Genomic DNA, 23,985 nt, shown 5'->3' on the forward strand with positions numbered 1-23,985 from the left:
TTGCGCTGGCGGCGAACGAAGGTAGAATTGTTTCTTTTCACGGGATGCGTCCAGCCATGTCCAATTTACAGATCAGTACCGACCGCACGCAGCTCGATGTCCCGATGATTTATCGCTTCCTGAGCGAGCAGTCGACGTGGGCGGTCGGCATCTCGCGCCCGGTGGTGGAGCGGGCGATCGAGAATTCCCTGTGTTTCGGGGGCTATGTGGACGGGCGCCAGGTGGCGTTTGCGCGGGTGATTACCGATTTTGCGACTTTTGGTAATCTGGTGGATGTGTTTGTGATTCCCGAATACCGCGGGCGCGGATTCAGCAAGGAGCTGATGAAGGCGGTGCTGGCGCATCCGAGCCTGAAGGGACTGCGCAGGTTGACCCTGGCGACCGGTGACGCGCATGCCTTGTATGCGCAGTTCGGATTCACGCCGCCGCAAAGGCCGGAGTCGCTCATGGAGCGGTATTTCCCGAATATCTACGTGAGTTAAAATCACCGTTACCTTTAAGACCGTCTTTCCCGCGGAGGCGGGAATCCATAGCACCTACGATTAGCAAAGGTGCTATGGATTCCCGCCTTCGCGGGAAGTCTTTTCTGCCAGTGGCAGGAAAGACGGTTTTTGGTTTGGTGGCCAAGGCGCTTAATCGTTGGCCACCACAATAAAGCTCAACTCCAATTCGTCAACGCCGGCGGAATCAGCAACAGCAGCGCCATCACAAAATACGCTAGTTGCAGCGGCACCATCCACTTGGCCCAGGTAATCCACGGAATGCGCGCCAGTGCCAGCACCCCCACCGTCACGCCCGAGGTCGGAATCATCGGCAAGGTCAGTTCGCCGAGCTGGAACGCCAGCACCGCGGTCTGGCGCGAAATGCCTACCAGGTCGGCCAGCGGCGCCATGATCGGCATGGTCAGCGCGGCCTGCCCGGTCCCGGAGTGGATGAAGAAGTTAATCACCGTCTGGATAATGAACATCTTCTGCGCCGCGAACACCGGATTGGCCGATTGCACCAGCGGCACCAGCGAATGGAGCATGGTGTCGATGATCTTGGCATCCTGCGCCAGGATCATGGTGCCGCGCGCCAGGGCGATCACCAGTGCCGTGCCGACCAGATCGCGCGCGCCGTGCAAAAAGGCGGCCACGAATTCGTCGCTGTCGAGCCGCCCGATGACGCCGACCACGATCGCCATCACCATGAACAGGGCGGCGATCTCGTTGATGTACCAGCCGAAGTGGATCACGCCGACCACCATGGCCGTCATGAAGCCGACGAACAGCAGCAGCACGATGGCGTGGGTGGTGGTCATGCCGGTCAGTTCGGTGAGGGCGGCGCTGCTTTCCTTGCGCTTTTCGATATCGAGCGCGTAGGAGGGGCTGCGGGTCGGGTCTTTTTTGATGCGCGCCGCGTACCACATGAGGAAGGCGATGGTCAGCGCGGTGGCCACGAACCAGACGACCAGGCGGTAGCCGATACCCGAGAACATCTGGATGCCGGCGATTTTCTGCGCCACGCCGACATTGAACGGATTCAAAAAGGCGGCCGCGAAGCCCACCTGCGCGCTCAGGAACGGAATCGAGACGCCGATGATCGAGTCGTAGCCCAGCGCGAGCGCCAGCGGCACGAAAATGAGCACGAACGGAATCGACTCCTCGCTCATGCCGAAGGTGGCCCCGCCCAGCGAAAAGATGGTCACGAATACGGGAATGAGCATTACCCGCACGAAGGCCGAGTGGGTATGCGCGCGCGCCACGCTGCGGATCATGGCGTCGAGCGCCTCGGTCTTTTGCAGCACCGCGAAAGCGCCGCCGACGATCAGCACGAAGCCGATGATCTGGGCCGCCTCGACGAAGCCCTTGATGGGCGCCATCATCAGCGCCACGAAGCCCTGCGGATTACTCTGCACGTACTGGAAGGAGCCCGGGTCGATGCGCGGTTTGCCGTCGACCATGACGGTGCCGTATTGGCCGCCCGGCACCAGCCAGGTGGCCACGGCGATCATCGCCAGGATCAGGAACAGCAGGACGAAGGTATTGGGGATGCGCAGTTTCATTGGCTGAGCAGCTTTCCGGCGCGGTAAGCCACGGGTCCCGCAATTTTACCGACCGCCATGCCGCGCAGCAGATGGCGGTGCGCGGTGCGGGCGAAGAACACGCCGTCGACGCTGCAGCGCAGGGTGGTGGTGCGACCGCTGACCGGGTCGACCAGGTCGGCGATGGCGTCGCCGGCCGCCACCTTCTCGCCCAGGTTCTTGAGGAACACCAGCACGCCGGCATGCGGCGCGGCGATCGGCTCCACGCCTTCGAGCGGGGTCGGCGCGCACAGGGGCGCGGGCAGCGCCGGCAGCGGCATATCGAGCACGCCGGCATGCGCCAGGAACGCCAGCAGGGCGCGCGCGTCGCCTTCGGCCAGTTGGTAGTTCACGTCACGTTCGCCGCGCAGCTCCACGGTGGTCGACAGGCAGGCCGGCGGAATCGGAAAGTCCGGGCCGAAGTGCGCCGCCAGGTCCCACCACAGGCGCGAACAGGCTTCGTCGAACGGTTCGCCGCCGGCTTCCAGGGCCAGCAGCACGCTGTGCGCCTGCATGAGCGCCGACAGCGGCGCCACCGCGTCCGCCAGCGGGGTGCCCGCATAAATATGCAGCACTGCCTCGTTATCGCAGTGCAGGTCGAGCACGATGTCGGCATCGATGGCCATCCCGAGCAGGATTTTCTTGAGCGTGTCGGCGTCGGTTTTCGGCTCCCAGGTGGCGACCGAGTCGCGCGCGTGGGCGCGGATCAGGGCCACGTTGGCGTCCGCATCCCGGCCAAGCAAGCCGGCCAGCGAGGTTTTCAGGTCCTCCGCCACGTGCTTGTAGGCGCGGTTGAAATTGGTCCCGGTCGACAGGTCGAAGCGGCCGAACGGCGCGCCATGGATGGCCTGCGACAGCCCGATCGGATTGGCCGCCGGGACCAGAATGATCTCGCCGCGGATCTTGCCCGCCGCGTCGAGCGCGTCGAGTTCCTTGCGCAGGAACTGCGCCACCAGCATGGGCGGCACTTCGTCGGCGTGCAGCGCCGCCTGGATGTACACCTTCTTGCCGGTGCCCGGCGCGCCGTAATGGAAACTGGCCAGTTGCGAGGACATGCTGCTGTCTTCGAGGGAAATGCGATGGGTGTTTGCTTGCATGATCAGGACCGTGAAATGAAGTCAGCCGGAAGTGTGGCATAAAAAAACGCCGCCGCGCCGGGTCCATTTCTGGAATACGACATATTATTTGTGAGCGGGGTATCATCTTGCCTGCACATAACATCGGCTGCGCTGGCCCGTCCCTGCCTGCGCAGCCCGACCTACCGAATAAAGGAAGAACCACCGATGCTGAACCTGGCCCGCCGATACTTACAGTTCCTGTTCCTCGTCCTGCTGGCGGCGGGCCAGGCGCAGGCAGCGGCCGCGCCCAGCGTGCCGGCGGGCGGGCCGAAAGGCTCGCTGGTGATCATCGGCGGCGCGCTGCGCGGCGAGAACGCGGCGGTGTGGAAGCGCATCGTCGAACTGGCGGGCGGCCCGGGGGCGCGCATCGCCGTTTTCGGCTCGGCCTCGGCCAGTCCGGACGTCGCGGGCAAGAACAATATCGAAGTACTCAATTCCTACGGTGCCGACGCCTTTTTCGTGCCGGTGGCGGTCAAGCTGAAAGACAGCGACTACCGCATCGCCGCCAACGACCAGGCCATTGCGGACGCGGTGCGCCACGCCGATGGCGCCTATTTCGTCGGCGGCAACCAGGCCCGCATCACCGAAGCGCTGCGTAAAAAAGACGGCAGCAGCACCCGCGTGCTGGACGCCTTGTGGGCCATGTACCGTAATGGCGGCGTCATCGCCGGCACCAGCGCGGGCGCGGCGATCATGAGCGAAACCATGTTCTACGATGCCAGTTCGGTGCTCTCGACCCTGAAGCGCGGCGTGGCCGACGGCATGGAACTGTCGCCGGGCCTCGGTTTCGTGGGCAAGGATGTCTTCGTGGACCAGCACTTGCTGGTGCGCGGCCGCTTCGGGCGCATGCTGCCGGCCATGCTGGCCAAGGGCTACAAGATGGGACTGGGGATCGACGAGAATACCTCGATGATCATTCACGGCAACCGCGACGTGGAAGTGCTCGGCTACAAGGGCGCGCTGATGATCGATTTGAGCGGCGCCACGTTCACGCCGGGCGACTTCAACGTCAGTAACGCCAGACTCAGTTACCTCGATAACGGCGACCGCTTCAATCTGCAGAATGGTGTCTTTACGCCATCGCCTGAAAAGCTGGCCAACAAGCTCGATCCGGCCAAGCCGTATTATCGCGGTCCGCTGTTCTTTGCCGATATTCTCGGTAACACGACGGTGGTGGACCTGATGCACCGCCTGATCGACAGCGACCAGACCGACGCCATCGGCCTGACCCTGGGCAGCCCGCGCGACCTGCAGCCGGAACTCGGCTTCGAGTTCCGCTTCAGCCGCACCAAGGAAAGCATCGGCTACATGTCGGCCATTTCGGATATGTACTCGGTGTTTAACATCCGCCTCGACGTGCTGCCGATCCTGATCCGCCAGCCGCTGTACCAGTACAAGTAAAACGCTACAGGTAGCGCAGCCAAGCCTGGCTTACAGGTAGCGCAGCCAAGCCTGGCTTACAGGTAGCGCACCCAGGCCTGGGTGCTGGCGCGCTTGTAGCGCCCGAACCAGCGGCACGGCCAGTACAGTGCCGCGATCACCGCCACCGACCACAGCCACACTTCCCCGATCCCGCCCGCCTGGTGCGCCTGCCCGCCGGAGAGGGCGGCTGTCAGCCCGCGCAGCGCGAGCAGCAGGTACAGGTGGGCCAGATAGTAGAACAGGGGCGCGCCGCCGAAGGTGGCGCAAAAGGCCACCACCCTTTCGTTGGCTGCTTCCATCCACGCCAGCGCGCTCAAGCCCACGCCAATCGTCATCAGCAAAAAGTTGAACGAGGGCGGGTACTTGGTCAGGTTCAGGAACGACATGGCCGTGTGCAGCAGATCGGCCTGCACGGTCCATGGCAGCGTTTCGCCATAGATGTTAAAACCGCGCAGCAGCGCAAACAGCGACAGGCAGGCCGCGCCGCCGAGCAGCAGGATGCGGCGCCGCGCGCCTGGCGCCACCTTGTTCGAGAACAGCGGGCCGGCCGCGTAGCCGAGCAAAATCACCCCGATCCACGCCAGCAGCGGATAGCTGATCTTGACGCGCACCGGACCATCGGTCACCAGAAAGCCGCGCTGTTCCAGCACCGTCCAGGCGGCATGCGCAACGCTGCCCGGTTCCAGGCCGGGGAAGGACAAGGCGTTGTGGCCGGCGACGATCACGCCGCCGAGCAGCGCGAGCTGCCGCAGCGGCAGCTTGTGCAGCAGGGCCAGCGCGATCATCGACAGCCCGATCACCCAGATCACCTGCAAATACAGCACCGGCGGCGGAAAGCGCCCCGACCACGCAAAACTGACGAACACCAGTTCCAGCACGATCAGAAACAGGCCGCGCTTGAGCAGGAAAGCCCGCGGGCTGCGCGGGCCGGACGGCGGATTGGCGTACAGCCAGGCCGACAGGCCGGTCAGGAACACGAACATCGGCGCGCAGAAGTGCGCCGCCACGCGGCTGAAAAACAGCGACGGCTCGGTCGTTGCCAGGTCCATCGGATCGCTCACCTGGCGGTGCAGGAAGAAGGTCTCGCGCGCGTGGTCGAGCGTCATGATCAGGATGATCAGGCCGCGCAGCGCATCGATGGCGGCGATGCGCTTGGCGGGTGCGATGGCGGGAGCGGTCATGGCGTGCCTCAGAAGCTGTAGCTGGCCGTCAGCGTGGCGGCGCGCCCGGTGCCCGGCGCCACCCATACCTGATTGTACGAGCTCGTATAGTAGGCCTTGTTGAACAGGTTGTCGATATGGAGGGCGATGCGCAGCTTGCGGTACGGCGTGTACGCCGCCACCAGCTTGACGGTGGTGTAGGCGGGCAGCGCGAAGCTGCTCGACGCCGCCACGTCGCCCATGCGCTTGCCCACGTAGCTGGCGCCGCCCCCGATGCTGGCGGCGGCGGCGCCCACCTTGAAGCTGGACACCAGCAGCACGTTGGCGCTGTGGCGCGCCACGTTCGGGAAGCGGCTGCCGGTGATAATGGTCTTGTCGCCCTTGGTGACGGTGGCGTCGGTGTAAGCGTAGGCGGCGGAAAGCTGCAGGTCGCGCGCCACGGCGCCCGAGACGTCCAGTTCCAGGCCACGGCTGCCGACTTCCCCGGCCGGAATCGCAAAGTCGGCATTGGCCGGGTTGGTGGTCAGGACGTTCTTCTTGTCGATCTTGTACAGCGCCACGGTGCTGCTCAACTTCCCATCGAGGGCGTCGAATTTCGCGCCCAGTTCATAGGACTGGCTCTTTTCCGCCTCGAAGGCGCTGTTGTCGATGCTGATGCCGCTGTTCGGGCGGTACGCGCGCGCTGCGGTGGCATACAGCGACAGCGCCCTGGTCGGCTGGTACACCAGGCCCGCGCGCGGACTGGTGGCGCCCAGGCTTTGCGCGCTGCCCGTTTTGAGGCGGTTGTTGGTGACGGTCTGGTTGGCGCTGTCGTAGCGCACGCCCAGCAGGGCCTTCCACTGGCTAGCGAGGTCGATCTGGTCCTGTGCGTAAAAGCCGTGGGCGCGCTGGCGTTCCAGGGTGTCGATCGAGAGCGTCAACGGATCGGCCACGGCGCCGTACACCGGCTGGAAAATATCGATCGCATACGGATTGGCGCTGGAGGGATTGCGGCGCAGCTGCACGCGGCGGTCGTCGAAGCGGTAGGCGTCGACGCCGAACAGCACGCTGTGGCGCAGGCCGCCGATGGTCAGCTTGCCGAGCAGTTCGATCCGGCCCGACATGTCGGTCGCCGAAAAATCGCGGTGGCGGCGCTGGCGGCGCATGGTGCGCCCGTCGGCCAGCAGGTTGTTGGCCTCGGTCGAAAAGCCCACCAGTTCACTGTCGCGGTACGACAGGCCCGTTTGCAGCGACCAGTCGTCGTTGAAGGCGTGCTGCACGAACAGCTGGTGCCCGAGCGACTTGACGGTGATGCGGCCGTCGCCCGGCTCGCCCAGAAAACGCGACACCGGCACCGCACCGAGCTTGCCGTTCACCGCCGGCACGCCACGGTCGAACGGGGCTTTTTGCTCGGTCGCTTCAATCTCGTACGAGACGGTGGTGTGCTCGCTCGCCAGCCATACGAACGACGGCGAAAGCAGCCGCGTGTCGCGCCGGGCGGTGTCGCGAAAGCTCTCGCCTTGCTGCCAGGCGGCGTTGAGGCGGTAGGCCAGCGTGTCGCTCACGGGACCGGTGACGTCCACCGCGGCGCGCCAGGTATTGAAGCTGCCGGCCGAAGCGCTGATGCTGCGCTGCGGGGCGAAACGCGGTTTCCTGGTGACGATGTTGACCGTGCCTCCCGGCTCGCCGCGTCCGTACAGGGCGGCCGAAGGACCTTTGAGCACTTCGACCGACTGCGTGCTGGCGGTGTCGCGCAGGCCGTTGTAGCCACGGCTGGAACTGAAGCCGTTGACCAGGAAGTCGGAGCCGAAATTGGGGTCGCCCGTGAAGCCGCGCATGGCGTAGCTGTCCCACAGTCCGCCCAGGTCGCTCTGGCGCGAGATGCCGCTGGCCAGGTCGAGCGCACCGGCCAGGGTGCTCACGCCGGCGTCGCGCAGCACCTCGCTGGTGAGCACGCGCACGCTTTGCGGCAGGTCCAGGAGACGCGCGTCGGTCTTGGTCGCACCGGTGGCCGACAGGCTGCGATAGTGTTCGCGCTGGCCGCCGATGACGACGGTGCCGGTGGGCGCCGGGGCGGCGTCGTCGGCAGCGGCCAGCGGCGTGATGGTAGCGAGGAGGGCGGCGGTGACGGTTTTGATGTCCATGCGGGGGATGTCTTCAGGCGTGGGAGGGCCGGGCAGGGCAGGGGTTAATGCAACTGAGTTGCTATATTAGGCCGAATGACCCTTTAATGCAATAGGGTTGCGTTAGTAGTCCGGCCAATGGCGCCGGCGACACGGTGAAGCCGATATTACTTTGTCGCGTTACAGATACTGCAGACGCCCTTGATCAGGAAGTCGACCTGCTGGCTCGTAAAACCGGCGGGCAGGGTGATCTGCGCAGGCAGGGCGATGTCGGTAAAGCAGGTCACCATTTCGCAGCGGGTGCACTGGAAGTGTGCGTGCTGGTGCCCGTGCTGGCCGGCGCCGGCGTTGAAGCGCCATACCTGGTCGGCGCCGGCGATGCGGTGCACCAGTTCGTGCTCGGTCAGCCATTCCAGCACCCGGTACAGAGTGACCGAATCGAGGGCGTCGCCGGCCAGGCCTTCCTGGATGTCGTGGTGGGTCAGGGGCTTGTTCTGCGCCAGCAGGTACGCCAGCACGCGCGAGCGCGGCTTGGTGAGGCGCGCGCCCGTATCGCGGATCAGTGACTCTGCCTGGCTTTCAATCGTTGTGACCATCTTGGCTGGGATTTCAAAGGAAGCGACATGCTACCACGCAGGGCTGGCCGCAACCACTGCGCGCAGTATTACAATGCGGGACGATCCACGCTTGCAAGGAACCGCCATGCCGCTGTCCCCCGTCCCGCTGTCCCCCGTACGCTTCATGCGCCGCCTCGCGGGCCTGCTGGCGCTGGCCGCCGCCGCCCACGCGTCTGCCCAGCTGCCCGCCACCGTCCGCGTCGACTACCAGCACAGCGGCAATGCCCTGTCGGATCAATATGCCCTGGAGCGCGTGGTGATCGAACCGCTGCCGTGGCCGGGCGACCTGTCGCAAAATCTCGACACCACCAACCGTGGCCAGAACATGGTCGAAGTGGTCGACGCCAAAACCGGCGACCTGCTGTATTCGCGCGGGTTCTCCACCATTTTCGGCGAATGGCGCACCACCGAGGAAGCCAACCGCATCAGCCGCGGCTTCCAGGAGTCGGTGCGCTTTCCGGCCTTCGGCAAACCGGTCAGGGTGCGGGTGCTCAAGCGCGACGAGCGCAATCAGTTTTCGGTGGCGTGGAGCGTCGAGGTGGACCCGGACGCGCCGGAGGTGGTGCGCAAGCAGGCGCCCGCGCCGGCCAAACCGATTCCGATCCGCGTTAGCGGGCCATCGCCGGCCAAGGTCGACCTGCTGGTCATGGGCGATGGCTACACCGCCGGTGAAATGAAAAAATTCGAATCCGATGCGCGCCGCCTGGCCGATCACCTGTTTACGGTCTCGCCCTTCAAGGAGCGCGCCGGCGACTTCAATGTGTGGGGCATCGCGGTGCCGACCATTGAGTCCGGCGTGTCGCGCCCGTCGACCGGCGCGCACAAGGCCTCGCCGCTGGGCACGCGCTACGATATTTTTGGCAGCGAGCGTTACGTGCTCACCCTGGACAACCGCGCGCTGCGCGACATCGCCCAGCATGCGCCGTACGAGTTCATCGAAATCCTGGTCAACAACGATACCTACGGCGGCGGCGGCATCTTCGGCCAGTTCAGCACCGCGGCGGCCGGCAACGACTGGGCCAACTACCTGTTCGTGCACGAATTCGGCCACCACTTCGCCGGCCTGGCCGACGAGTACTACACCTCGCCGGTGGCTTACCAGTCGGGTTCCGCGCGCATGGAGCCGTGGGAGCCGAACGTGACGGCGCTGCGCGACCCGGCAAAGCTCAAATGGCAGCGCCACGTCAAGGCCGGTACGCCGCTGCCGACCGCCTGGCCCAAGGCGCAGTACGAGGAGTACGCGCGCGCCTACCAACAACGCCGCGCCGCGCTGCGCAGCGCCAACCGGCCCGAGTCCGAGATGAGCGCGCTGTTCCGCGAAGACCTGAGCCACACCAATACCCTGTTCGCCAAGGCCACGCACCGGCATGACGTTGGCGCCTTCGAAGGGGCGAATTACGAGGCAACGGGCTATTACCGGTCGGAAATGCAGTGTTTGATGTTCGACCGAAGTGAAAGATTCTGTAACGTCTGTAACGACGGCATCACCACGATCATCGATTTGTATGCGAAGAAGGGCGCGGCAAAATAGGCTGGGGCCTGCAACGGCGGGCGATCTGCGCATTTCAGCGTTCAGCGCGCCTAATTGTAAGTTGCTTTTGGTTAGCTCTATTCAGCGTGCGCTAGCGAACAGACCACGTGTCCAGTAAGACATATTCTGGACACCGTTCCTTGACGAAATATAAAGTTGAGAACGATAGATGGCGAATGGACTGCGGTCCAGAACGTCCACGAATAAGAAACCCCAACCATTCTTCTAAAGGACTACCACCATGAACAAATTACTCGTTACCCTGATCGCCGGCCTGTTCGCTACTTCGGTTTACGCACAAGCACCAGCAGCAACCCCAGCGGTTGTCAAAGCTGAAGCCAGCGCCAACAAGGACATCGCCAAAGCCGAAGCCAAGGAAGCCAAAGTTGTTGCCAAGTCGGACGAAAAAGTAACCAAAGCATCCGCTGACGCTACCGAGAAAAAAGTCAAAGCCCACTCGAAAGCAGTCAAAGCGCACGCTGAAGCGAGCACCGACGTGGCTAAAGCCGATCCGGAAGACAAAATGAAAGCCGAAGCCAAGGCCGAGAAAAAAGTCGCTAAAGCCAATCTGAAAGCCGAGAAAAAAATGATCAAGGCCGACGAAAAAGCTGAAAAAGTTGCTGTAGAAGCCGGTGCCGACAAGGCAACCGCTGCTGCAAAAACCCACGAAGCGAAAGTTGAAGCCGTTTCGGACGTGAAAAAAGCTGCTGCTAAGTAATTATCTGATCACCCCGCTTGCGGGGTGATGGATGTAAAAGCGGGGCAAATGTTGCATAACCGGGGACAGACCCCGGTTATGCAACATTTGCCCCGTTTTTGTTTTGTGCCCTCCCGCGCACCTTGCGCGGGAGGGCAAGGATCAGCCGATCGGCTGAAGCGAGATCACCTTGATTTTGGCCGCCAAAGGCTTGCCCTTACGCGCGCGCTTGCCGAAGTGGACCGCCAGGCCCGATGCCGACAAGTCCACCGCGCGCGGCTTGGCGCCGGCCCAGGTGCCGTGCACGGTCACGCCTTTTTGCGAGATCGGCTGCACCGCCAGCAGCTTTTCCTTGTCTTCCAGCTCGATCAGGATCACGCCGCGCCCGCCGTTGGTCAAGGTCTTGAGTTCATCCATGCCGAACACCAGCAGCTTGCCTTTTTCGGTCAGGCAGGCCACCGCGCTGGCATTGGCCGCGATCACGCGCGGCGGCAGCGGTTGCGCGCCTTCGTCGAGCGTGATGAAGGACTTGCCGCCTTTGAGACGGCTGACCATATCGCCCGCCTTGGCCGAAAAACCATAGCCCGCAGTCGTTGCCAGCAGCAGCATGGTCTGGGCGCTGCCCGCGAAAAAGTGCGGGATGCGCGCGCCGTTCGGCACATCGACCAGGGTGGTGATCGGCACCCCATCGCCGCGCGCTCCCGGCAAGGCGGCTACCGGCACCGAATACACCTTGCCGTTGTCGCCGAAGCCGAGCAGGGCGTCGGTGGTGCGGCATTCGAAGGCCGCGTACAGCGAGTCGCCCGCCTTGAAGGTGAACTGCGCCACATCGTGCCCGATGCCGGTACGCGCGCGCACCCAGCCTTTGTCGGAGACGATCACCGTCACCGGCTCGTCCACCACTTTTTGCTCGGCCACCGCGCGCTGCGCTTCTTCGATCAGGGTGCGGCGCGCATCGCCGAACTGCTTGGCGTCGCTTTCGATCTCGCGGATGATCAGGCGCTTCATCGTCGACGGGTTCTCGAGGATGTCGCGCAGGCTGCCTTCTTCCTTGCGCAGTTCCGCCAGCGCCTGCTGGATCTTGATGGTTTCGAGGCGCGCCAGCTGGCGCAGGCGCAGTTCCAGGATGTCTTCGGCCTGGATGTCGGAGAGACGGAATTCGGCGATCAGCGCTTCCTTCGGCTCGTCCGAATTACGGATGATGTGGATCACCTTGTCGATATTGAGCAGGACCGCTTCGCGTCCTTCCAGGATGTGAATGCGGTCGTTGACCTTGCCCAGCCTGAACTCGGTGCGGCGCCGTACCGTCACGAAGCGGAAGTCGATCCACTCCTGCAGGATTTCGCTCAAGCCCTTCTGGCGCGGACGGCCGTCGCCGCCGATCATCACCAGGTTGATCGAACTCGATGACTCCAGCGAGGTATGCGCCAGCAGCATCAGCATGAACTCGGCCTGGTCCTGGTTCTTCGACTTCGGCTCGAACACCAGGCGCACGGCAGCGGCGCGGCCCGATTCGTCGCGGATCGAGTCGAGCGAGCCGAGCATGGTCTGCTTGAGCGCCAGCTGTTCCGGCGAGAGCGCTTTTTTCCCGAGCTTGATCTTCGGATTGGTCAGTTCCTCGATCTCTTCGAGCACCTTTTGCGACGACACGCCCGGCGGCAGTTCCGACACCACCGCCTGCCACTGGCCGCGCGCCAGTTCTTCGATCTTCCAGCGCGCGCGCACCTTCATCGACCCGCGTCCGCTGGCGTACATGTCGGCGATCTGCGCCGGCGGCGTGATGATCTGGCCGCCACCCGGGAAATCCGGTCCCGGAATGATCGCCATCAGTTCGGCGTGGGTGATCTTCGGATTGCGGATCATGGCCACGGTGGCACGCGCCACTTCGGTCAGGTTGTGCGAGGCGATTTCGGTCGCCAGGCCCACCGCGATGCCGGAGGCGCCATTGAGCAGCACCATCGGCAGGCGCGCCGGCAGCGTTTTCGGTTCGGCGTGTTCGCCGTCGTAGTTGGGCTGGAAGTCGACCGTGCCTTCGTCGATTTCCTCGAGCAGCAGCTTGCCGATGGGCGTTAAGCGCGCCTCGGTGTAGCGCATCGCCGCCGCGCCGTCGCCGTCGCGCGAGCCGAAGTTACCCTGGCCGTCGATCAGCGGATAGCGCAGCGAGAAGTCCTGCGCCATGCGCACCAGCGCGTCGTAGATCGACTGGTCGCCGTGCGGGTGCAGTTTGCCCATCACGTCGCCGACCACGGCGGCCGACTTGCTTGGCTTGGCGCTGGCGCCCAGTTTCAGCTCGTTCATGCGGTACAAAATGCGGCGCTGCACCGGCTTCTGGCCGTCGCACACGTCAGGCAGGGCGCGGCCCTTGACGACCGAGACGGCGTAATCGAGATAGGCGCGCTCGGCGAAGGTCGACAGGGTCAAGGTTTCGGTGTCTTCCGGCGGTGGCGGCGGTGGCGGGTCAAACAGATTGGTTTGTGAGGACATGTACGTAGGTGCTTATGCGTAGGTGCTGGGTAAAAGGAGTGTGTTGGTTGGTCGGGTGTGCGTGGCGGGGGGCGGCTGCTACGCCGACCAGCCCCTGCCGCGCACCACCGCGATCCAGTGTTCGACGATATCGGCATCGAGTTTGAGGTCGAGCATCTCGCCATGGTGGCAGTGGACGTTTTCGAGCAGTTCGCGCATGCGCTGCGTGAAGGCGGCGTCGGGATACCGGCCGATGACGCCGCGCGGGTCGCCGTCGAGCAGTGCGCGCACCACTTCGTCTTCCAGCGCGAGCTGGCAGAAGTGGGCGTACGAGCGCTGGGCGCGCAGGCGCGCCAGCATCATGCCGGTTTCGTCGGGCATCTGGCGGTCCACGAAGCTGGCGTCGTCGGCCCAGTTGAAATGGCCCGCCATCGCTTCGCGGAACTCGTCGTCGCAGCCTTCGCCGGCGCAGTACTGGACAGCGCACTCTTCGAAGTGGTCGCGCACGTCGATGTTGAGCAGCTCGTCGCCGGCGAACAGCTGCGCCAGCTGTTCGCGCGGGCTGCGGTGCGCGCGCGTCAGGAACGCGGCCCAGATGCGGCGCGCCTGCATGATCGTGCTATCGGGACCGGTGCCGGGAAGGGGAGGCGGCAGGATCTCCGGCAGGCGGTACTGTTCGGGCTTGGGCTGCGGGCGTGGCGGTGGTTCCGGCAACGGCAACGGCGGTGGCGCGGGCAGCTCGAACGCCGGCGCCGGCGCGCCTGCCTCGGACGGCGGCGCGGACGGATCGAATTCGTAGCACGCTGTGTACACCGGCGCATCCGGATCGAATTCGTAGGCGGCCACGTAGACCGGCGCGTCCGGGTCGAATTCGTAGGCCGCCACGTAGACCGGCTGCTCGCGGGGATCTTCGCGCAGCTCAGCGCGCGGGGCCGGCTCGTCATCCGGCCAGTCCAGGTCATTGGCCTGGCGCGCCAGTTGCAGCGCGGCCTGGTAAGCGTCATTCAGGATCTGGAAGGCGGCCGGATCGTCCTCGGGACGGGTGACCTTCAGCTTGGCCGCGTAGGCGCGCTTGATCGCGCGCTCATCGCGGGTGGCCGTCATTCCGAGCACGCTCCAGATATTCATAGGAAGGAACTCCCGCCCAGTTCACGCATGACTTTCGTCAGCACTTCGTGCGCGCGCCGCATGGCCGCCGGCTGCTGGGTATTGAGCACGCCCGTAAAAGCGGCGATGTGCTCGGCCAGGTAGGCGCGTTCCTGGCCCAGCAACTGCTCGTAGAGGCGGTCGGCCTGGGCCAGCAGGGTGCGGTTTTCGATCTTGTCGCGCGGGTGGATTTTCAGTTCATTGAGCTCGGCCAGGCGCTTGGCCACTTCTTCCTGGGTCATCACGCCGGCGTTCTCGGTGATGACCAGGGTGTGCTTCTCCAGGCTTGGCTGGAGCGTGATTTCCGCTTCCAGCACGCCGCTGATGTCATACGTGAAGCGCACGTCGGCACTGATTTCACCGGAGCGCTTCGACTCGATCGGGAAGGCCAGCTTGCCCAGGAAGACATTGTCCGACACGCGGCGCGATTCGCCCTGGTAGACATGCACCACCAGTTCGTTCTGGTAGTCGTTGATGGTGGTGATCGATTCCACGCGCGAGACCGGCACCGTCGAATTGCGCTCGATGATCGGCAGGTAGTGGCCGCCCTCGTACTGGTTCGGGCCGATTTCGCGCGCGATCGAGATGCCCAGCGAGTAGGGCGCCACGTCGGTCATCACCACTTCGGAGAGGGCCGCGTCGCGCGCCATCAGGCCGGCCTGCACGGCGGCGCCCAGCGCGATCGCCTGGTCGGGATCGAGACTGATCGACGGGAAGCGCCCGAACATGCGCGAGACCATCTTGCGCACCAGCGGCATGCGGGTGGCGCCGCCGGCCAGCACCACCGAATCGAGTTCGGAGGCCTTGATGGTGGCGTCGCGCAGCGCCCGTTCGACCGGGCCGCGCAGGCGCTGCACCAGGTGGTCGCACAGCAGCACGAACAAGTCCTCGGTCAGGTCCAGGCTGTATTCCTTGCCGGCGCTGGTGTAGACCATGCGCGCGGTGAGGCTGTCGGACAGGGCGCGCTTGGCGCGTTCGGCTTCTTCGCGCAGGCGCTGGCGCTGGGTGCCGTTCAGTTCAGTGCCGTTCAAGTCCTTGGACAGGCCGCTGCGCGACAGGAAGGCGTCCACCAGCACGCTGGCAAAATCCTCCCCGCCCAAAAAATTGTCGCCGGCGGTGGCGCGCACTTCCATCACCCCTTCGAACAGTTCGAGGATGGAGACGTCGAAGGTGCCGCCGCCCAGGTCGAAGACGAGGAATTTGGTTTCGCGCTTGGTGTCCTGGATGCCGTAGGCCAGCGCCGCGGCGGTCGGCTCGTTGAGCAGGCGCTCGACGCGCAAGCCCGCCAGCTGGCCGGCCACCCGGGTCGCCTTGCGCTGGGCGTCGCTGAAGTAGGCGGGCACGGTGATGATGGCATCCGTGACTGGTTCGCCGAGCCAGGCTTCGGCGTCTTCCTTCAGCGAGCGCAGCACCATCGACGACAATTCCTCGGGACGGAACTTGCGCGCCCCGAGCTGGGTTTCGCGCTCGCTGCCCATGTAGCGCTTGAACAGCGCCGCCGTCATGTGCGGGTGGGTCTGCAGGCGCGCGCGCGCCGCTTCGCCGGTGAGCACGGTGCCATCGTCATCCATGCCGACGCAGGACGGCGTGAGAAAGCTGCCCAATGCGTTGGGAATAAGGTGCGCCTTGCCGTCGCGCCACACTGCCGCGAGACTATTCGTGGTGCCGAGGTCGATTCCGATAATCATGGTTCAGTGTCCGTTTGTGCTGCCGGAGACCGGCGATATGTTGCAAAACCGGGGTCTGTCCCCGGTTTTGCAACATATCGCCAGCGTCGCGACAGCCGGTTTTACAACTCAATCAGAAAGTGCACTAACTGTTGCAAAGCCGGTGAAAAACCGGGGTCTGACCCCAATTTTTCACCGGCTTTGCAACAACATCAGATGTCGGCTTCGGTTTCGTTGCCGTGTTCTTCGATCCAGGCGCGGCGGGCGGCGGCTTCGCCTTTGCCCATCAGCATGTTAAAGCGCGCCGAGGCGTCGATGTGGCTGAAGTCGCCCAGCGATACCGGCAGCAAACGCCGTGTATCCGGGTTCATCGTGGTTTCCCACAGTTGTTCCGCGTTCATCTCACCGAGACCCTTGAAGCGCGAAATGCTCCAGCTGCCTTCTTTCAGGCCTTCTTTCATCAGCTTGTCCTGGATCGCCACCAGCTCGCCATCGTCGAGCGCGTACAGTTTCTGGATCGGCTTCTTGCCGCGCGCCGGGGCGTCGACCCGGTACAGCGGCGGGCGCGCCACGCAGATGTGGCCAGGCGCGAACAGGGCCGGGAAGTGCTTGAAGAACAAGGTCAGCAGCAGTACCTGGATGTGCGAGCCGTCCACGTCCGCATCCGACAGGATGCAAATTTTGCCATAACGCAGGCCGGACAGGTCCGGCGTGTCACCCACGCTGTGCGGGTCGACGCCAATGGCCACGGCAATGTCGTGGATCTCGTTGTTGGCGAACAGGCGGTCACGGTCGGTTTCCCAGGAGTTGAGCACCTTGCCGCGCAGCGGCAGGATGGCCTGGAATTCCTTGTCGCGCCCCATCTTGGCCGAACCGCCCGCCGAGTCGCCCTCGACCAGGAACAGTTCGTTGCGGCCGATGTCGCTCGATTCGCAATCGGTCAGCTTGCCCGGCAAGACCGCCACGCCCGAGGACTTCTTCTTTTCCACTTTTTGCAGCGAACGCAGGCGCGACTGGGCCTGGCGGATCACCAGTTCGGCCAGCTTGCGGCCGTATTCGACGTGCTGGTTCAGCCACAGTTCGAGCGGTGGCTTGGCGAAGGTCGAGACCAGCCGCACCGCGTCGCGCGAGTTCAGGCGTTCCTTGATCTGGCCCTGGAACTGCGGGTCGAGCACCTTGGCCGACAACACGAACGAGACGCGCGCGAACACGTCTTCGGGCATCAGCTTGACGCCTTTGGGCAGCAGCGCGTGCATCTCGACGAAGCTCTTGACCGCGCCGAACAGCCCGTCGCGCAGGCCCGATTCGTGGGTGCCGCCGTTCGAGGTGGGAATCAGGTTCACGTACGATTCGCGCACCACCGCGCCTTCTTCGGTCCACGCCACCACCCAGGCCGCGCCTTCGCCTTCGGCAAAGCCGTCCGACTCGCCGTTGGAGTACTGGGCGCCTTCGAACACCGGGATCACGGTGTCGCCGTTGGTGCTTTGCGCGAGCATTTCATTGAGGTAGCCGCGCAGGCCTTCGTCGTACTTCCAGGTGGTCACGTCGCCGGTCTTGGCGATGGTCAGGGTGACCGTCACGCCGGGCAGCAGCACCGCCTTGGAGCGCAGCAGGCGCGCAAGCTCGACCTGCGAGATCGCGGGCGAGTCGAAATACTTCGGGTTCGGCCAGGCGGTCACGCGGGTGCCGCTCTTCTTGCCGTCGCGCGGTGCCGGGATCGAGGCCAGTGGCTCGATCACCTCGCCGTCGGCGAACACCATCTTGTGCAAGCCGTTGCCGTTGTCTTCCTTGCGCCAGACCGTGATTTCCAGGCGCGAGGAGAGCGCGTTGGTGACCGACACGCCGACCCCGTGCAAGCCGCCCGAGAAGGCATACGCGCCGCCCGAACCCTTGTCGAATTTGCCGCCCGCGTGCAGGCGCGTAAAGACGATTTCCACCGTCGGCACGCCTTCGTCAGGATGCAGGCCGACCGGGATGCCGCGGCCGTCGTCTTCGACCATGATCGAGCCGTCCGCATTGACCGTCACGCCGATGTTCTTGCAATGGCCGCCGAGCGCTTCATCGGAGGCGTTGTCGATCACTTCCTGGATGATGTGCAGCGGATTTTCCGTGCGGGTGTACATGCCCGGACGCTGTTTGACGGGTTCGAGTCCCTTGAGGACCCGGATGGAGGATTCGCTGTAGTCGGATGCAGGTTTTTTGGTGGCCATATCTAAGTTCTTTATGCGGATGCCTGCGCATTCTATCTTGTCAGCCGGAAAAGAAGCCAAATTTGAGCGCGCTGAATGTACTTGCCAGCCCGGGCAATTGTGGTTAGATTTGTACGCACGCCAACAGGTGTGGTCAAAACAATTCCATAAGTTAATAAAAATGCATGCAAAAAGGCAGTCTCTGAGTGTTCGCCTGTTGGGCTTTCCTTCTTCCGAAGGGGCCGAGCTGGGGACGGCGCTCGCGCATCCCCCGCGCGACGGGCCGTCGTATTCTTGCCTGCTGGGCGACAGTTTGCAAGAGCCGGACCTGATGATCGCCAACGGCGACGACCTGAGCGCGCTGGCCGCCTTGCTGGCGTGGCAGCCGGACGCGCTCCGTCCCGGCATGGTGATCGGCTCGGCCGGGATGGATTTTCCTTGTGCGCAGCTGTCGCGGCCACTGGACATGTTCCAGATGTTCAAGCTGCTCGCCGAGATGGGGCGCAAGCGCGCCGAGGCGGTCAATAACGCGCCGGCGCCGGCGGCGGCGCCGCAGCACGAGCGGCGCCGCCGCATCCGCCTCGATCTCGACATCACCGACCCGGCCGACTTTATCAAGATGCGGCGCCAGGCCCCGGGCGGCGCGGTGCTCATCGTCGACAAGCGCGGCGCGCTGCGCGACCATGTGGCGCGCCTGCTGGCGCCGCACCAGGTGGCGGTGGAATGGACCGAGAGCGCGGCGGCGGCGCTGCGCCTGTGCGCCGAGACGCCGGTGGCGGTGGTGATGATCAATACCTCCACGCCCGGCGTCGATCCGTATGCGCTGTGCAGCGAGATCAAGCGCCAGGACGGGGCCGAGCGGATCGCCGTGGTGCTGCTGGTGAACCAGGCCTCCGGCTACGATACGGCGCGCGCGCGCGCGGCCGGAGTGCGCGGCCTGCTCGACAAACCGATGGCCGACCGTCATCTGCTGGGGGCACTGAAAAAGCTGCTGTCGCTGCCGCCCTAGGACGTGTTAGTCACAATTTTGTTACAACTTTGAATCGTGCGCCCGCATGGGAGCGCTATATTTAAGGCATGCCCGATACCGACAAGCCCCTGTTGCCAGCCGCTGTACCCGATCCTGTCCCCGCGCCCGTGCCCGGAACGGATGCCGACGGCGGTGTTCACGCCCCCCGCGTTCCCGACCGCCGCGCCGCCGACGCCCTGCCGCGCTACCAGAAAGACAGCGACACGCCGCTGGCCCTGGCGCGCCGCGTGATCGCTTCGCGCTGGCGCAACCTGCGCGACAAGATCGGCCGCGACTTCATGCGCCGTACCTTGCGCATCGGCGTCTCGGCGCGCATTTTCCATCCCGAGCCCGGATCGACGGGACTGCGCAGCAAGAATTTGCAGTACCTGGAAGAGTCGATCGCGCAGTGGGTCATGTCGCGCGATGTGCTGGTGTTTATGATCCCGACGGTCAATACCAACGGCCTGCTCCATCCGAGTAACATCACCTTGCGCCATTACGCGCGCCATCTCGACGGGCTGGTGCTGCAGGGCGGGGCCGACGTGTCGCCGCAAACCTATTCCGAAACGCCGACCCGGCCCGAATGGAGCGGCGACCGCGCGCGCGATGTGTACGAGCTCGAACTGCTGCACGAATTCGTCGATGCGGGTAAACCGGTGCTGGGCATCTGCCGCGGGTGCCAGTTGATCAACGTGGCATTCGGAGGGACTTTGTACCAGGACGTGGCGACCAATGTGCCGGCCGCGCACGCGCACGTGCACAGCGATTACGACGCGCACCGGCACAAGGTGATTTTTCCGTCCGGGTCGTCGCTGGGACGCATGTTCCCGGATGTGCGGCGGCCGGTCGTGAACTCGATTCACCACCAGGCGGTCAAGGACCTGGGGCGCGATGTGGTGGTGGAAGCGATGTCCGATCCGGACGGGATCATCGAAGCGATCCGGTATCAAAGGGCGAATTTCGTGATGGGATTGCAGTGGCACCCGGAGTTTCACCGGGCCGGTGGGGTCGATCTGCTGGACTGCACGCCGATCCTGGATGAATTCTTGCGGGCGGCGCGCGAGACGCGGTTGTAGCTTTACCGTCTCCCCCGCGCCAAGGCGGCCCTCGGCGGGGGTCTATAGCACCGCTGCTCATAGGTGCTATGGGCCCCCGCCTGCGCGGGGGAGACGGCGCACCGGCTAATGGGGTGTGGACAGGCTAGCGCTTGCCCCTGAACCGCCCGATCGCCGCATTCACCATCCCCTCGGCGCTCCCCTGTTCCTCATACTGCCTTCGTAAATACGTCGCGTCGCTGGCCTCCTGCGCCGCCGTCGACAAATGCCGCAGCGCCCCCAGGCTCCCCAGCGCCTCGCCATGCGGCTCCATCTTGCGCAGGGTCGTCAGGATATCCTCGCGCAGCGACATGGTCTCGTAGGTTTTCGGATGCGTAATCGCCCCATCCAACCCGAACCTGCACGCCTGGAAGCGGTTGAAGTTATACACCAGATAGTCGTCTTCCACCGGCGGCTCTTCGCGCCGCTCCAGCAGGTGCCGGCACAGCGCCTGCAAATACCCGGCCAGCGCCGCCGCCCGTTCCACCGTCAGCGGCGTGTCGCACACGCGCAGCTCGATGGTGCCGTATTCCGGCTTGGGCCGCACATCCCAGTAAAAATCCTTCATGCTCTTGATGATGCCGGTGCCTTCCATCTTCGCAAAATAGACATTGGCGAATTCGTCCCAGCTCAGGGTGAACGGCGCACGTCCGCTCATCGGAAACGCGAACACGGAATTGAGGCGCGCCGAATCGAACAGGCTGTCATGCCCCTGCACGAACGGCGACGACGCCGACAGCGCGATGAAGTGCGGAATATACCGGTTCAGCGAATGCAGCAGGAACATTGCATCGTCGCCCGAGGCGCAGCCGATGTGCACGTGCTGCCCGAACACCGTGAACTGCTTGGCTAGGTAGCCGTACAGCGACGACAGTTCCTGGAAGCGCTGCTTGGGATAGATTTTCTGCTCCGACCAGTGCTGGAACGGATGCGTGCCGCCGCCGCACAAGCCGATATTGAGGCGGTCGCCCGCCGCCACCAGGATGTCGCGGATTTCCAGCAGTTCGGCCAGCAGCGGCAGGTGGCTCGAATGCACGCTCGAATTAATCTCGATCATGCTCTCGGCGATTTCGGGCGTCACATTGCCCGGAAAGGGTTTTTGCGCGAGCAGGTGCAGCAGGTCGGGACTGGCGGCGGTCAGGTCAAAGTCCGACAGACTGACCAATTGCAGCTCCAGTTCCACGCCAAAGGTCAGTGCCTTGGAATTGGCAAACGGTTCAAGCGCCATCTCAGGCCTCCGTGGTTTCGCGGGCCCAGATCAGGGCGCGCTGGATGATAATGGGGCCGAATACTTCGAGCAGCATGGTGACCGCGGCCATCGACCTCAGCTCCTGTATGTCGATGCCGCGCAGGCGCGCATGCTCGAGCAGCAAAATCACGAACACCGATACCGGCGCGAGCGCCAGGCCGGTCAGCGCGCCCTTGCGCCACGAAATGCCGGACAGTTGCGAGAACACCGTCACGCCCAGGGTCTTGGTCATCAGGCGCACGATCACGACGGCGAACGCCAGTGCGCCGCCGGCGAGCACTTCGCGCCATTCCAGGGTCGAGGCGGCGTACACGAACAGCAGCACGGTGAGCAGTTCGCCCAGTGCGCCAAAGTTGCGCTGTGCGCCGCTGAAGGCCACCCTGCGGTGGCGCGCCGTCAGGCCGAAGGCCAGCGTGGCCACCACCGGCGAGAGGTTCATGGTGTAGGTGATCGAGACCAGCAGAATGACGGCCAGCGCGAAAGCGACCGTGGCGTCCTGCGACAGGTTGCCCAGGTGGCGCAGCAGCGCCGGCACCACCACGCCGAACACGGCGCCGACCACGCCCGAGATCAAGAGCGCAACCAGGCTGCTGATGGTGGCGTCGCCAATGTCCGCCGAGCTGTGGAAGATCCAGAAGCCGACGATCACGTTGAATGTAAACACCGACAGCACGCAGTTGATCGCGGACAGGTGCAGCACGCGCTCGGTCACCTGGCCGGAACTGCGCTGTTCATTGATGATGCGTACCACCGTGGCGGGCGAGGTGGACATGGCGAGCGAGGCGAGCATCAGCGCGGTCATGGTGGTCACGCCGAACCAGAGGGCGACGAAATACACGGCGACAAAGGTGCCCAGCGCTTCGACCAGCGAGGCCATGGCGAACCAGGGATTGGTGCGCAGCCAGCGCAGGTTGATGCGGTAGCCAAGTTCGAACAGGATCAAGCCGAAGGCCACGTCGGCCATCAGCAGGATGGTGCCGCCGCTGGTGGCCGGCAGTACGCCGATCTGGGTGCTGGCCAGCGCAAAACCGACAATGCCGTAAAAGCTGATGCGCGGCAGGCCGGTCCAGCGCTTGCCGAATTCGCCGGCCATCCAGGCGATGCAGATCGCAAAAGGCCAGGAGAGATTGGTGAGGATCGTCAGCAGATCGGGCATGAATTCCTTTCGTTCCACCGGTCGATGGGTGCGCCAAGATTCTACAAGACGAGCCCGCGCGCACGATTCCGCATAACGAAAAATGTTACCCAAAACGCAAGCATGCGCTCCGGGTAGCGCCACCCAGGGCTATTTGCTCAGGGTGCGCATGGCGCGCTCCAGGCCCTCGATCGTCAACGGGAACATGCGGTTGCTCATAATCTGGCGGATCACCGCAATCGACTGGCGGTACTGCCACACGCCTTCCGGCTCGGGATTGAGCCAGGCGAATTTGGGGAAGGCATTGCAAAAGCGCGCCAGCCACGCGGCGCCGGCTTCTTCGTTGTTGTATTCGACCGAGCCGCCCGGATGCAGTACTTCGTAAGGGCTCATGGTGGCGTCGCCGACGAAAATGAGCTTGGTGTCGGCCGGGTACTTGCGCAGGATGTCCCAGGTCGGAAAACGCTCGGCGTTGCGGCGCCGGTTGTTCTTCCACAGGTAATCGTAGACGCAGTTGTGGAAGTAGAAGAACTCCATGTTCTTGAATTCGGTCTTGGCCGCCGAGAACAGTTCTTCGGTGCGTTCGATATGGTCGTCCATCGAGCCGCCCACGTCCAGCAGCATCAATACCTTGACCTTGTTGCGGCGCTCGGGCCGCATCTTGATGTCGAGGAAGCCGGCGTTGTTGGCGGTGGCGTGGATGGTGGCGTCGAGCGCCAGTTCGTCCTCGGCGCCTTCGCGCGCGAACTTGCGCAGGCGGCGCAGCGCCACCTTGATGTTGCGCGTGCCCAGTTCGCGCTCGGCGTCGTAGTCGCGGTAGGCGCGCTGCTCCCACACCTTGACCGCGGTGCGGTTGCCGCCCTTGCCGCCGATGCGCACGCCCTCCGGATTGGTGCCGCCGTTCCCGAACGGCGAAGTGCCGCCGGTGCCGATCCACTTGCTGCCGCCTTCGTGCCGCTCCTTCTGTTCCTTGAGCAGTTCGTTCAGGCGGTCCATCAGCTTGTCGTAGCCGAATTTTTCGAGCTGGCGTTTCTGTTCGTCCGACAGTTCGCGCTCCATGCGCTTGACCAGCCAGTCGAGCGGAATGGCGGCATTGGTCTCGAAGGCGGCGTTGATGCCCTTGAAGTACTGGGCAAAGGCGCGGTCGAATTTATCGTAGTGGGCTTCATCCTTGACCAGGGTCAGGCGCGCTACATAATAGAAGTCGTCCATGGAGGCGCCGACGACATTGCGCTCCATCGCTTCGAGCAAGGTCAGGAACTCCTTGATCGTGACCGGGATCCTGGCGTCCTTGAGGGTAAAGAAGAAGTCGATCAGCACA

General features: G+C 64.2%; 18 protein-coding genes. 6 read left to right on the forward strand and 12 right to left on the reverse strand.

Going from position 1 to position 23,985, the window contains the following annotated elements:
- Nucleotides 1-56: 56 nt before the first annotated feature.
- Entirely contained in the window at nucleotides 57-482 is a 426-nt protein-coding gene (locus F1609_RS00995) for a GNAT family N-acetyltransferase (RefSeq protein ID WP_167073796.1), read from the forward strand.
- Nucleotides 483-658: 176 nt separating this feature from the next.
- On the opposite strand, the gene F1609_RS01000 is transcribed toward F1609_RS00995, so the two are convergent.
- Entirely contained in the window at nucleotides 659-2,044 is a 1,386-nt protein-coding gene (locus F1609_RS01000; RefSeq protein ID WP_167073797.1) for a YfcC family protein, read from the reverse strand.
- A complete protein-coding gene (locus tag F1609_RS01005) occupies nucleotides 2,041-3,159 on the reverse strand; it encodes a succinylglutamate desuccinylase/aspartoacylase family protein (protein WP_167073799.1) in 1,119 nt (372 codons plus the stop codon). The genes F1609_RS01000 and F1609_RS01005 overlap by 4 nt, the downstream gene beginning before the upstream one ends.
- A gap of 186 nt (nucleotides 3,160-3,345) precedes the next feature.
- On the opposite strand from F1609_RS01005, the gene F1609_RS01010 reads away from it, so the two are divergent.
- Nucleotides 3,346-4,581 carry a cyanophycinase gene (locus F1609_RS01010; RefSeq protein WP_167073801.1) on the forward strand — a complete coding sequence of 412 codons (1,236 nt, stop codon included), beginning with the start codon at nucleotides 3,346-3,348 and terminating at the stop codon, nucleotides 4,579-4,581.
- A gap of 56 nt (nucleotides 4,582-4,637) precedes the next feature.
- Here F1609_RS01010 and F1609_RS01015 read toward each other — a convergent pair whose 3' ends face one another.
- The 3 genes from F1609_RS01015 to F1609_RS01025 form a co-directional block, all read right to left on the reverse strand.
- Nucleotides 4,638-5,783, reverse strand: coding sequence for an acetyltransferase domain-containing protein (locus F1609_RS01015; RefSeq protein ID WP_167073803.1), 1,146 nt, complete (start codon nucleotides 5,781-5,783; stop codon nucleotides 4,638-4,640).
- Between the two features lie 8 nt (nucleotides 5,784-5,791).
- Nucleotides 5,792-7,885 carry a TonB-dependent siderophore receptor gene (locus F1609_RS01020; protein ID WP_167073805.1) on the reverse strand — a complete coding sequence of 698 codons (2,094 nt, stop codon included), beginning with the start codon at nucleotides 7,883-7,885 and terminating at the stop codon, nucleotides 5,792-5,794.
- A gap of 146 nt (nucleotides 7,886-8,031) precedes the next feature.
- Nucleotides 8,032-8,460 carry a Fur family transcriptional regulator gene (locus F1609_RS01025; protein WP_167073807.1) on the reverse strand — a complete coding sequence of 143 codons (429 nt, stop codon included), beginning with the start codon at nucleotides 8,458-8,460 and terminating at the stop codon, nucleotides 8,032-8,034.
- 145 nt (nucleotides 8,461-8,605) lie between these two features.
- Here F1609_RS01025 and F1609_RS01030 point away from each other — a divergent pair, with 145 nt between their 5' ends.
- Together F1609_RS01030 and F1609_RS01035 are read left to right on the forward strand one after the other, a co-directional pair.
- Nucleotides 8,606-10,012 carry an IgA Peptidase M64 gene (locus tag F1609_RS01030; protein WP_167074504.1) on the forward strand — a complete coding sequence of 469 codons (1,407 nt, stop codon included), beginning with the start codon at nucleotides 8,606-8,608 and terminating at the stop codon, nucleotides 10,010-10,012.
- 241 nt (nucleotides 10,013-10,253) lie between these two features.
- A complete protein-coding gene (locus F1609_RS01035; protein ID WP_167073809.1) occupies nucleotides 10,254-10,730 on the forward strand; it encodes a hypothetical protein in 477 nt (158 codons plus the stop codon).
- Between the two features lie 141 nt (nucleotides 10,731-10,871).
- Here the strand turns inward: F1609_RS01035 and parC are convergent, their stop codons facing one another.
- The 4 genes from parC to F1609_RS01055 all read right to left on the reverse strand — a co-directional run bounded on the left by parC (nucleotide 10,872) and on the right by F1609_RS01055 (nucleotide 18,195).
- On the reverse strand, nucleotides 10,872-13,193 hold the full coding sequence (gene parC / locus F1609_RS01040; RefSeq protein ID WP_167073811.1) for a DNA topoisomerase IV subunit A: 2,322 nt from the start codon (nucleotides 13,191-13,193) through the stop codon (nucleotides 10,872-10,874).
- A 78-nt stretch (nucleotides 13,194-13,271) separates the two neighbouring features.
- The gene (locus F1609_RS34175; protein WP_196785385.1) at nucleotides 13,272-14,300 is read right to left on the reverse strand and encodes a J domain-containing protein; all 1,029 of its coding nucleotides are present in this window, start codon (nucleotides 14,298-14,300) and stop codon (nucleotides 13,272-13,274) included.
- Nucleotides 14,297-16,006 (reverse strand): molecular chaperone HscC, encoded by a 1,710-nt coding sequence (locus F1609_RS01050; protein WP_167073813.1) that lies wholly within the window; start codon nucleotides 16,004-16,006, stop codon nucleotides 14,297-14,299. Before F1609_RS01050 ends, F1609_RS34175 begins: the two co-directional genes overlap by 4 nt.
- Before the next feature lie 191 nt (nucleotides 16,007-16,197).
- Nucleotides 16,198-18,195: a DNA topoisomerase IV subunit B gene (locus F1609_RS01055; RefSeq protein WP_167073815.1), complete on the reverse strand. Its 1,998-nt coding sequence runs from the start codon at nucleotides 18,193-18,195 to the stop codon at nucleotides 16,198-16,200.
- A 196-nt stretch (nucleotides 18,196-18,391) separates the two neighbouring features.
- Between F1609_RS01055 and F1609_RS01060 the strand changes: the two genes are divergently transcribed.
- Together F1609_RS01060 and F1609_RS01065 are read left to right on the forward strand one after the other, a co-directional pair.
- Entirely contained in the window at nucleotides 18,392-19,183 is a 792-nt protein-coding gene (locus F1609_RS01060; RefSeq protein ID WP_229421538.1) for a response regulator, read from the forward strand.
- A 68-nt stretch (nucleotides 19,184-19,251) separates the two neighbouring features.
- Nucleotides 19,252-20,262, forward strand: a complete 1,011-nt coding sequence (locus tag F1609_RS01065; protein ID WP_167073819.1) for a gamma-glutamyl-gamma-aminobutyrate hydrolase family protein — start codon at nucleotides 19,252-19,254, stop codon at nucleotides 20,260-20,262.
- Nucleotides 20,263-20,386: 124 nt separating this feature from the next.
- Here the strand turns inward: F1609_RS01065 and F1609_RS01070 are convergent, their stop codons facing one another.
- From F1609_RS01070 to F1609_RS01080, 3 genes are all read right to left on the reverse strand, one after another.
- Nucleotides 20,387-21,508, reverse strand: coding sequence for a YbdK family carboxylate-amine ligase (locus F1609_RS01070; protein WP_167073821.1), 1,122 nt, complete (start codon nucleotides 21,506-21,508; stop codon nucleotides 20,387-20,389).
- A gap of 1 nt (nucleotide 21,509) precedes the next feature.
- Nucleotides 21,510-22,685 carry a cation:proton antiporter gene (locus F1609_RS01075; RefSeq protein WP_167073823.1) on the reverse strand — a complete coding sequence of 392 codons (1,176 nt, stop codon included), beginning with the start codon at nucleotides 22,683-22,685 and terminating at the stop codon, nucleotides 21,510-21,512.
- A gap of 129 nt (nucleotides 22,686-22,814) precedes the next feature.
- Nucleotides 22,815-23,984, reverse strand: coding sequence for a vWA domain-containing protein (locus F1609_RS01080; protein ID WP_167073825.1), 1,170 nt, complete (start codon nucleotides 23,982-23,984; stop codon nucleotides 22,815-22,817).
- Nucleotide 23,985: the final 1 nt, after the last annotated feature.

It is taken from the genome of Massilia aquatica (assembly GCF_011682045.1).
In the GTDB taxonomy this organism is placed as follows: Bacteria; Pseudomonadota; Gammaproteobacteria; order Burkholderiales; family Burkholderiaceae_D; genus Telluria_A; species Telluria_A aquatica.

Coding starts and splice junctions, on each gene's coding strand:
- F1609_RS00995 (WP_167073796.1), top strand. CDS start 57: ATGTCCAATTTACAGATCAGTACCGACCGCACGCAGCTCGATGTCCCG.
- F1609_RS01000 (WP_167073797.1), bottom strand. CDS start 2,044: ATGAAACTGCGCATCCCCAATACCTTCGTCCTGCTGTTCCTGATCCTG.
- F1609_RS01005 (WP_167073799.1), bottom strand. CDS start 3,159: ATGCAAGCAAACACCCATCGCATTTCCCTCGAAGACAGCAGCATGTCC.
- F1609_RS01010 (WP_167073801.1), top strand. CDS start 3,346: ATGCTGAACCTGGCCCGCCGATACTTACAGTTCCTGTTCCTCGTCCTG.
- F1609_RS01015 (WP_167073803.1), bottom strand. CDS start 5,783: ATGACCGCTCCCGCCATCGCACCCGCCAAGCGCATCGCCGCCATCGAT.
- F1609_RS01020 (WP_167073805.1), bottom strand. CDS start 7,885: ATGGACATCAAAACCGTCACCGCCGCCCTCCTCGCTACCATCACGCCG.
- F1609_RS01025 (WP_167073807.1), bottom strand. CDS start 8,460: ATGGTCACAACGATTGAAAGCCAGGCAGAGTCACTGATCCGCGATACG.
- F1609_RS01030 (WP_167074504.1), top strand. CDS start 8,606: ATGCGCCGCCTCGCGGGCCTGCTGGCGCTGGCCGCCGCCGCCCACGCG.
- F1609_RS01035 (WP_167073809.1), top strand. CDS start 10,254: ATGAACAAATTACTCGTTACCCTGATCGCCGGCCTGTTCGCTACTTCG.
- parC (WP_167073811.1), bottom strand. CDS start 13,193: ATGTCCTCACAAACCAATCTGTTTGACCCGCCACCGCCGCCACCGCCG.
- F1609_RS34175 (WP_196785385.1), bottom strand. CDS start 14,300: ATGAATATCTGGAGCGTGCTCGGAATGACGGCCACCCGCGATGAGCGC.
- F1609_RS01050 (WP_167073813.1), bottom strand. CDS start 16,006: ATGATTATCGGAATCGACCTCGGCACCACGAATAGTCTCGCGGCAGTG.
- F1609_RS01055 (WP_167073815.1), bottom strand. CDS start 18,195: ATGGCCACCAAAAAACCTGCATCCGACTACAGCGAATCCTCCATCCGG.
- F1609_RS01065 (WP_167073819.1), top strand. CDS start 19,252: ATGCCCGATACCGACAAGCCCCTGTTGCCAGCCGCTGTACCCGATCCT.
- F1609_RS01070 (WP_167073821.1), bottom strand. CDS start 21,508: ATGGCGCTTGAACCGTTTGCCAATTCCAAGGCACTGACCTTTGGCGTG.
- F1609_RS01075 (WP_167073823.1), bottom strand. CDS start 22,685: ATGCCCGATCTGCTGACGATCCTCACCAATCTCTCCTGGCCTTTTGCG.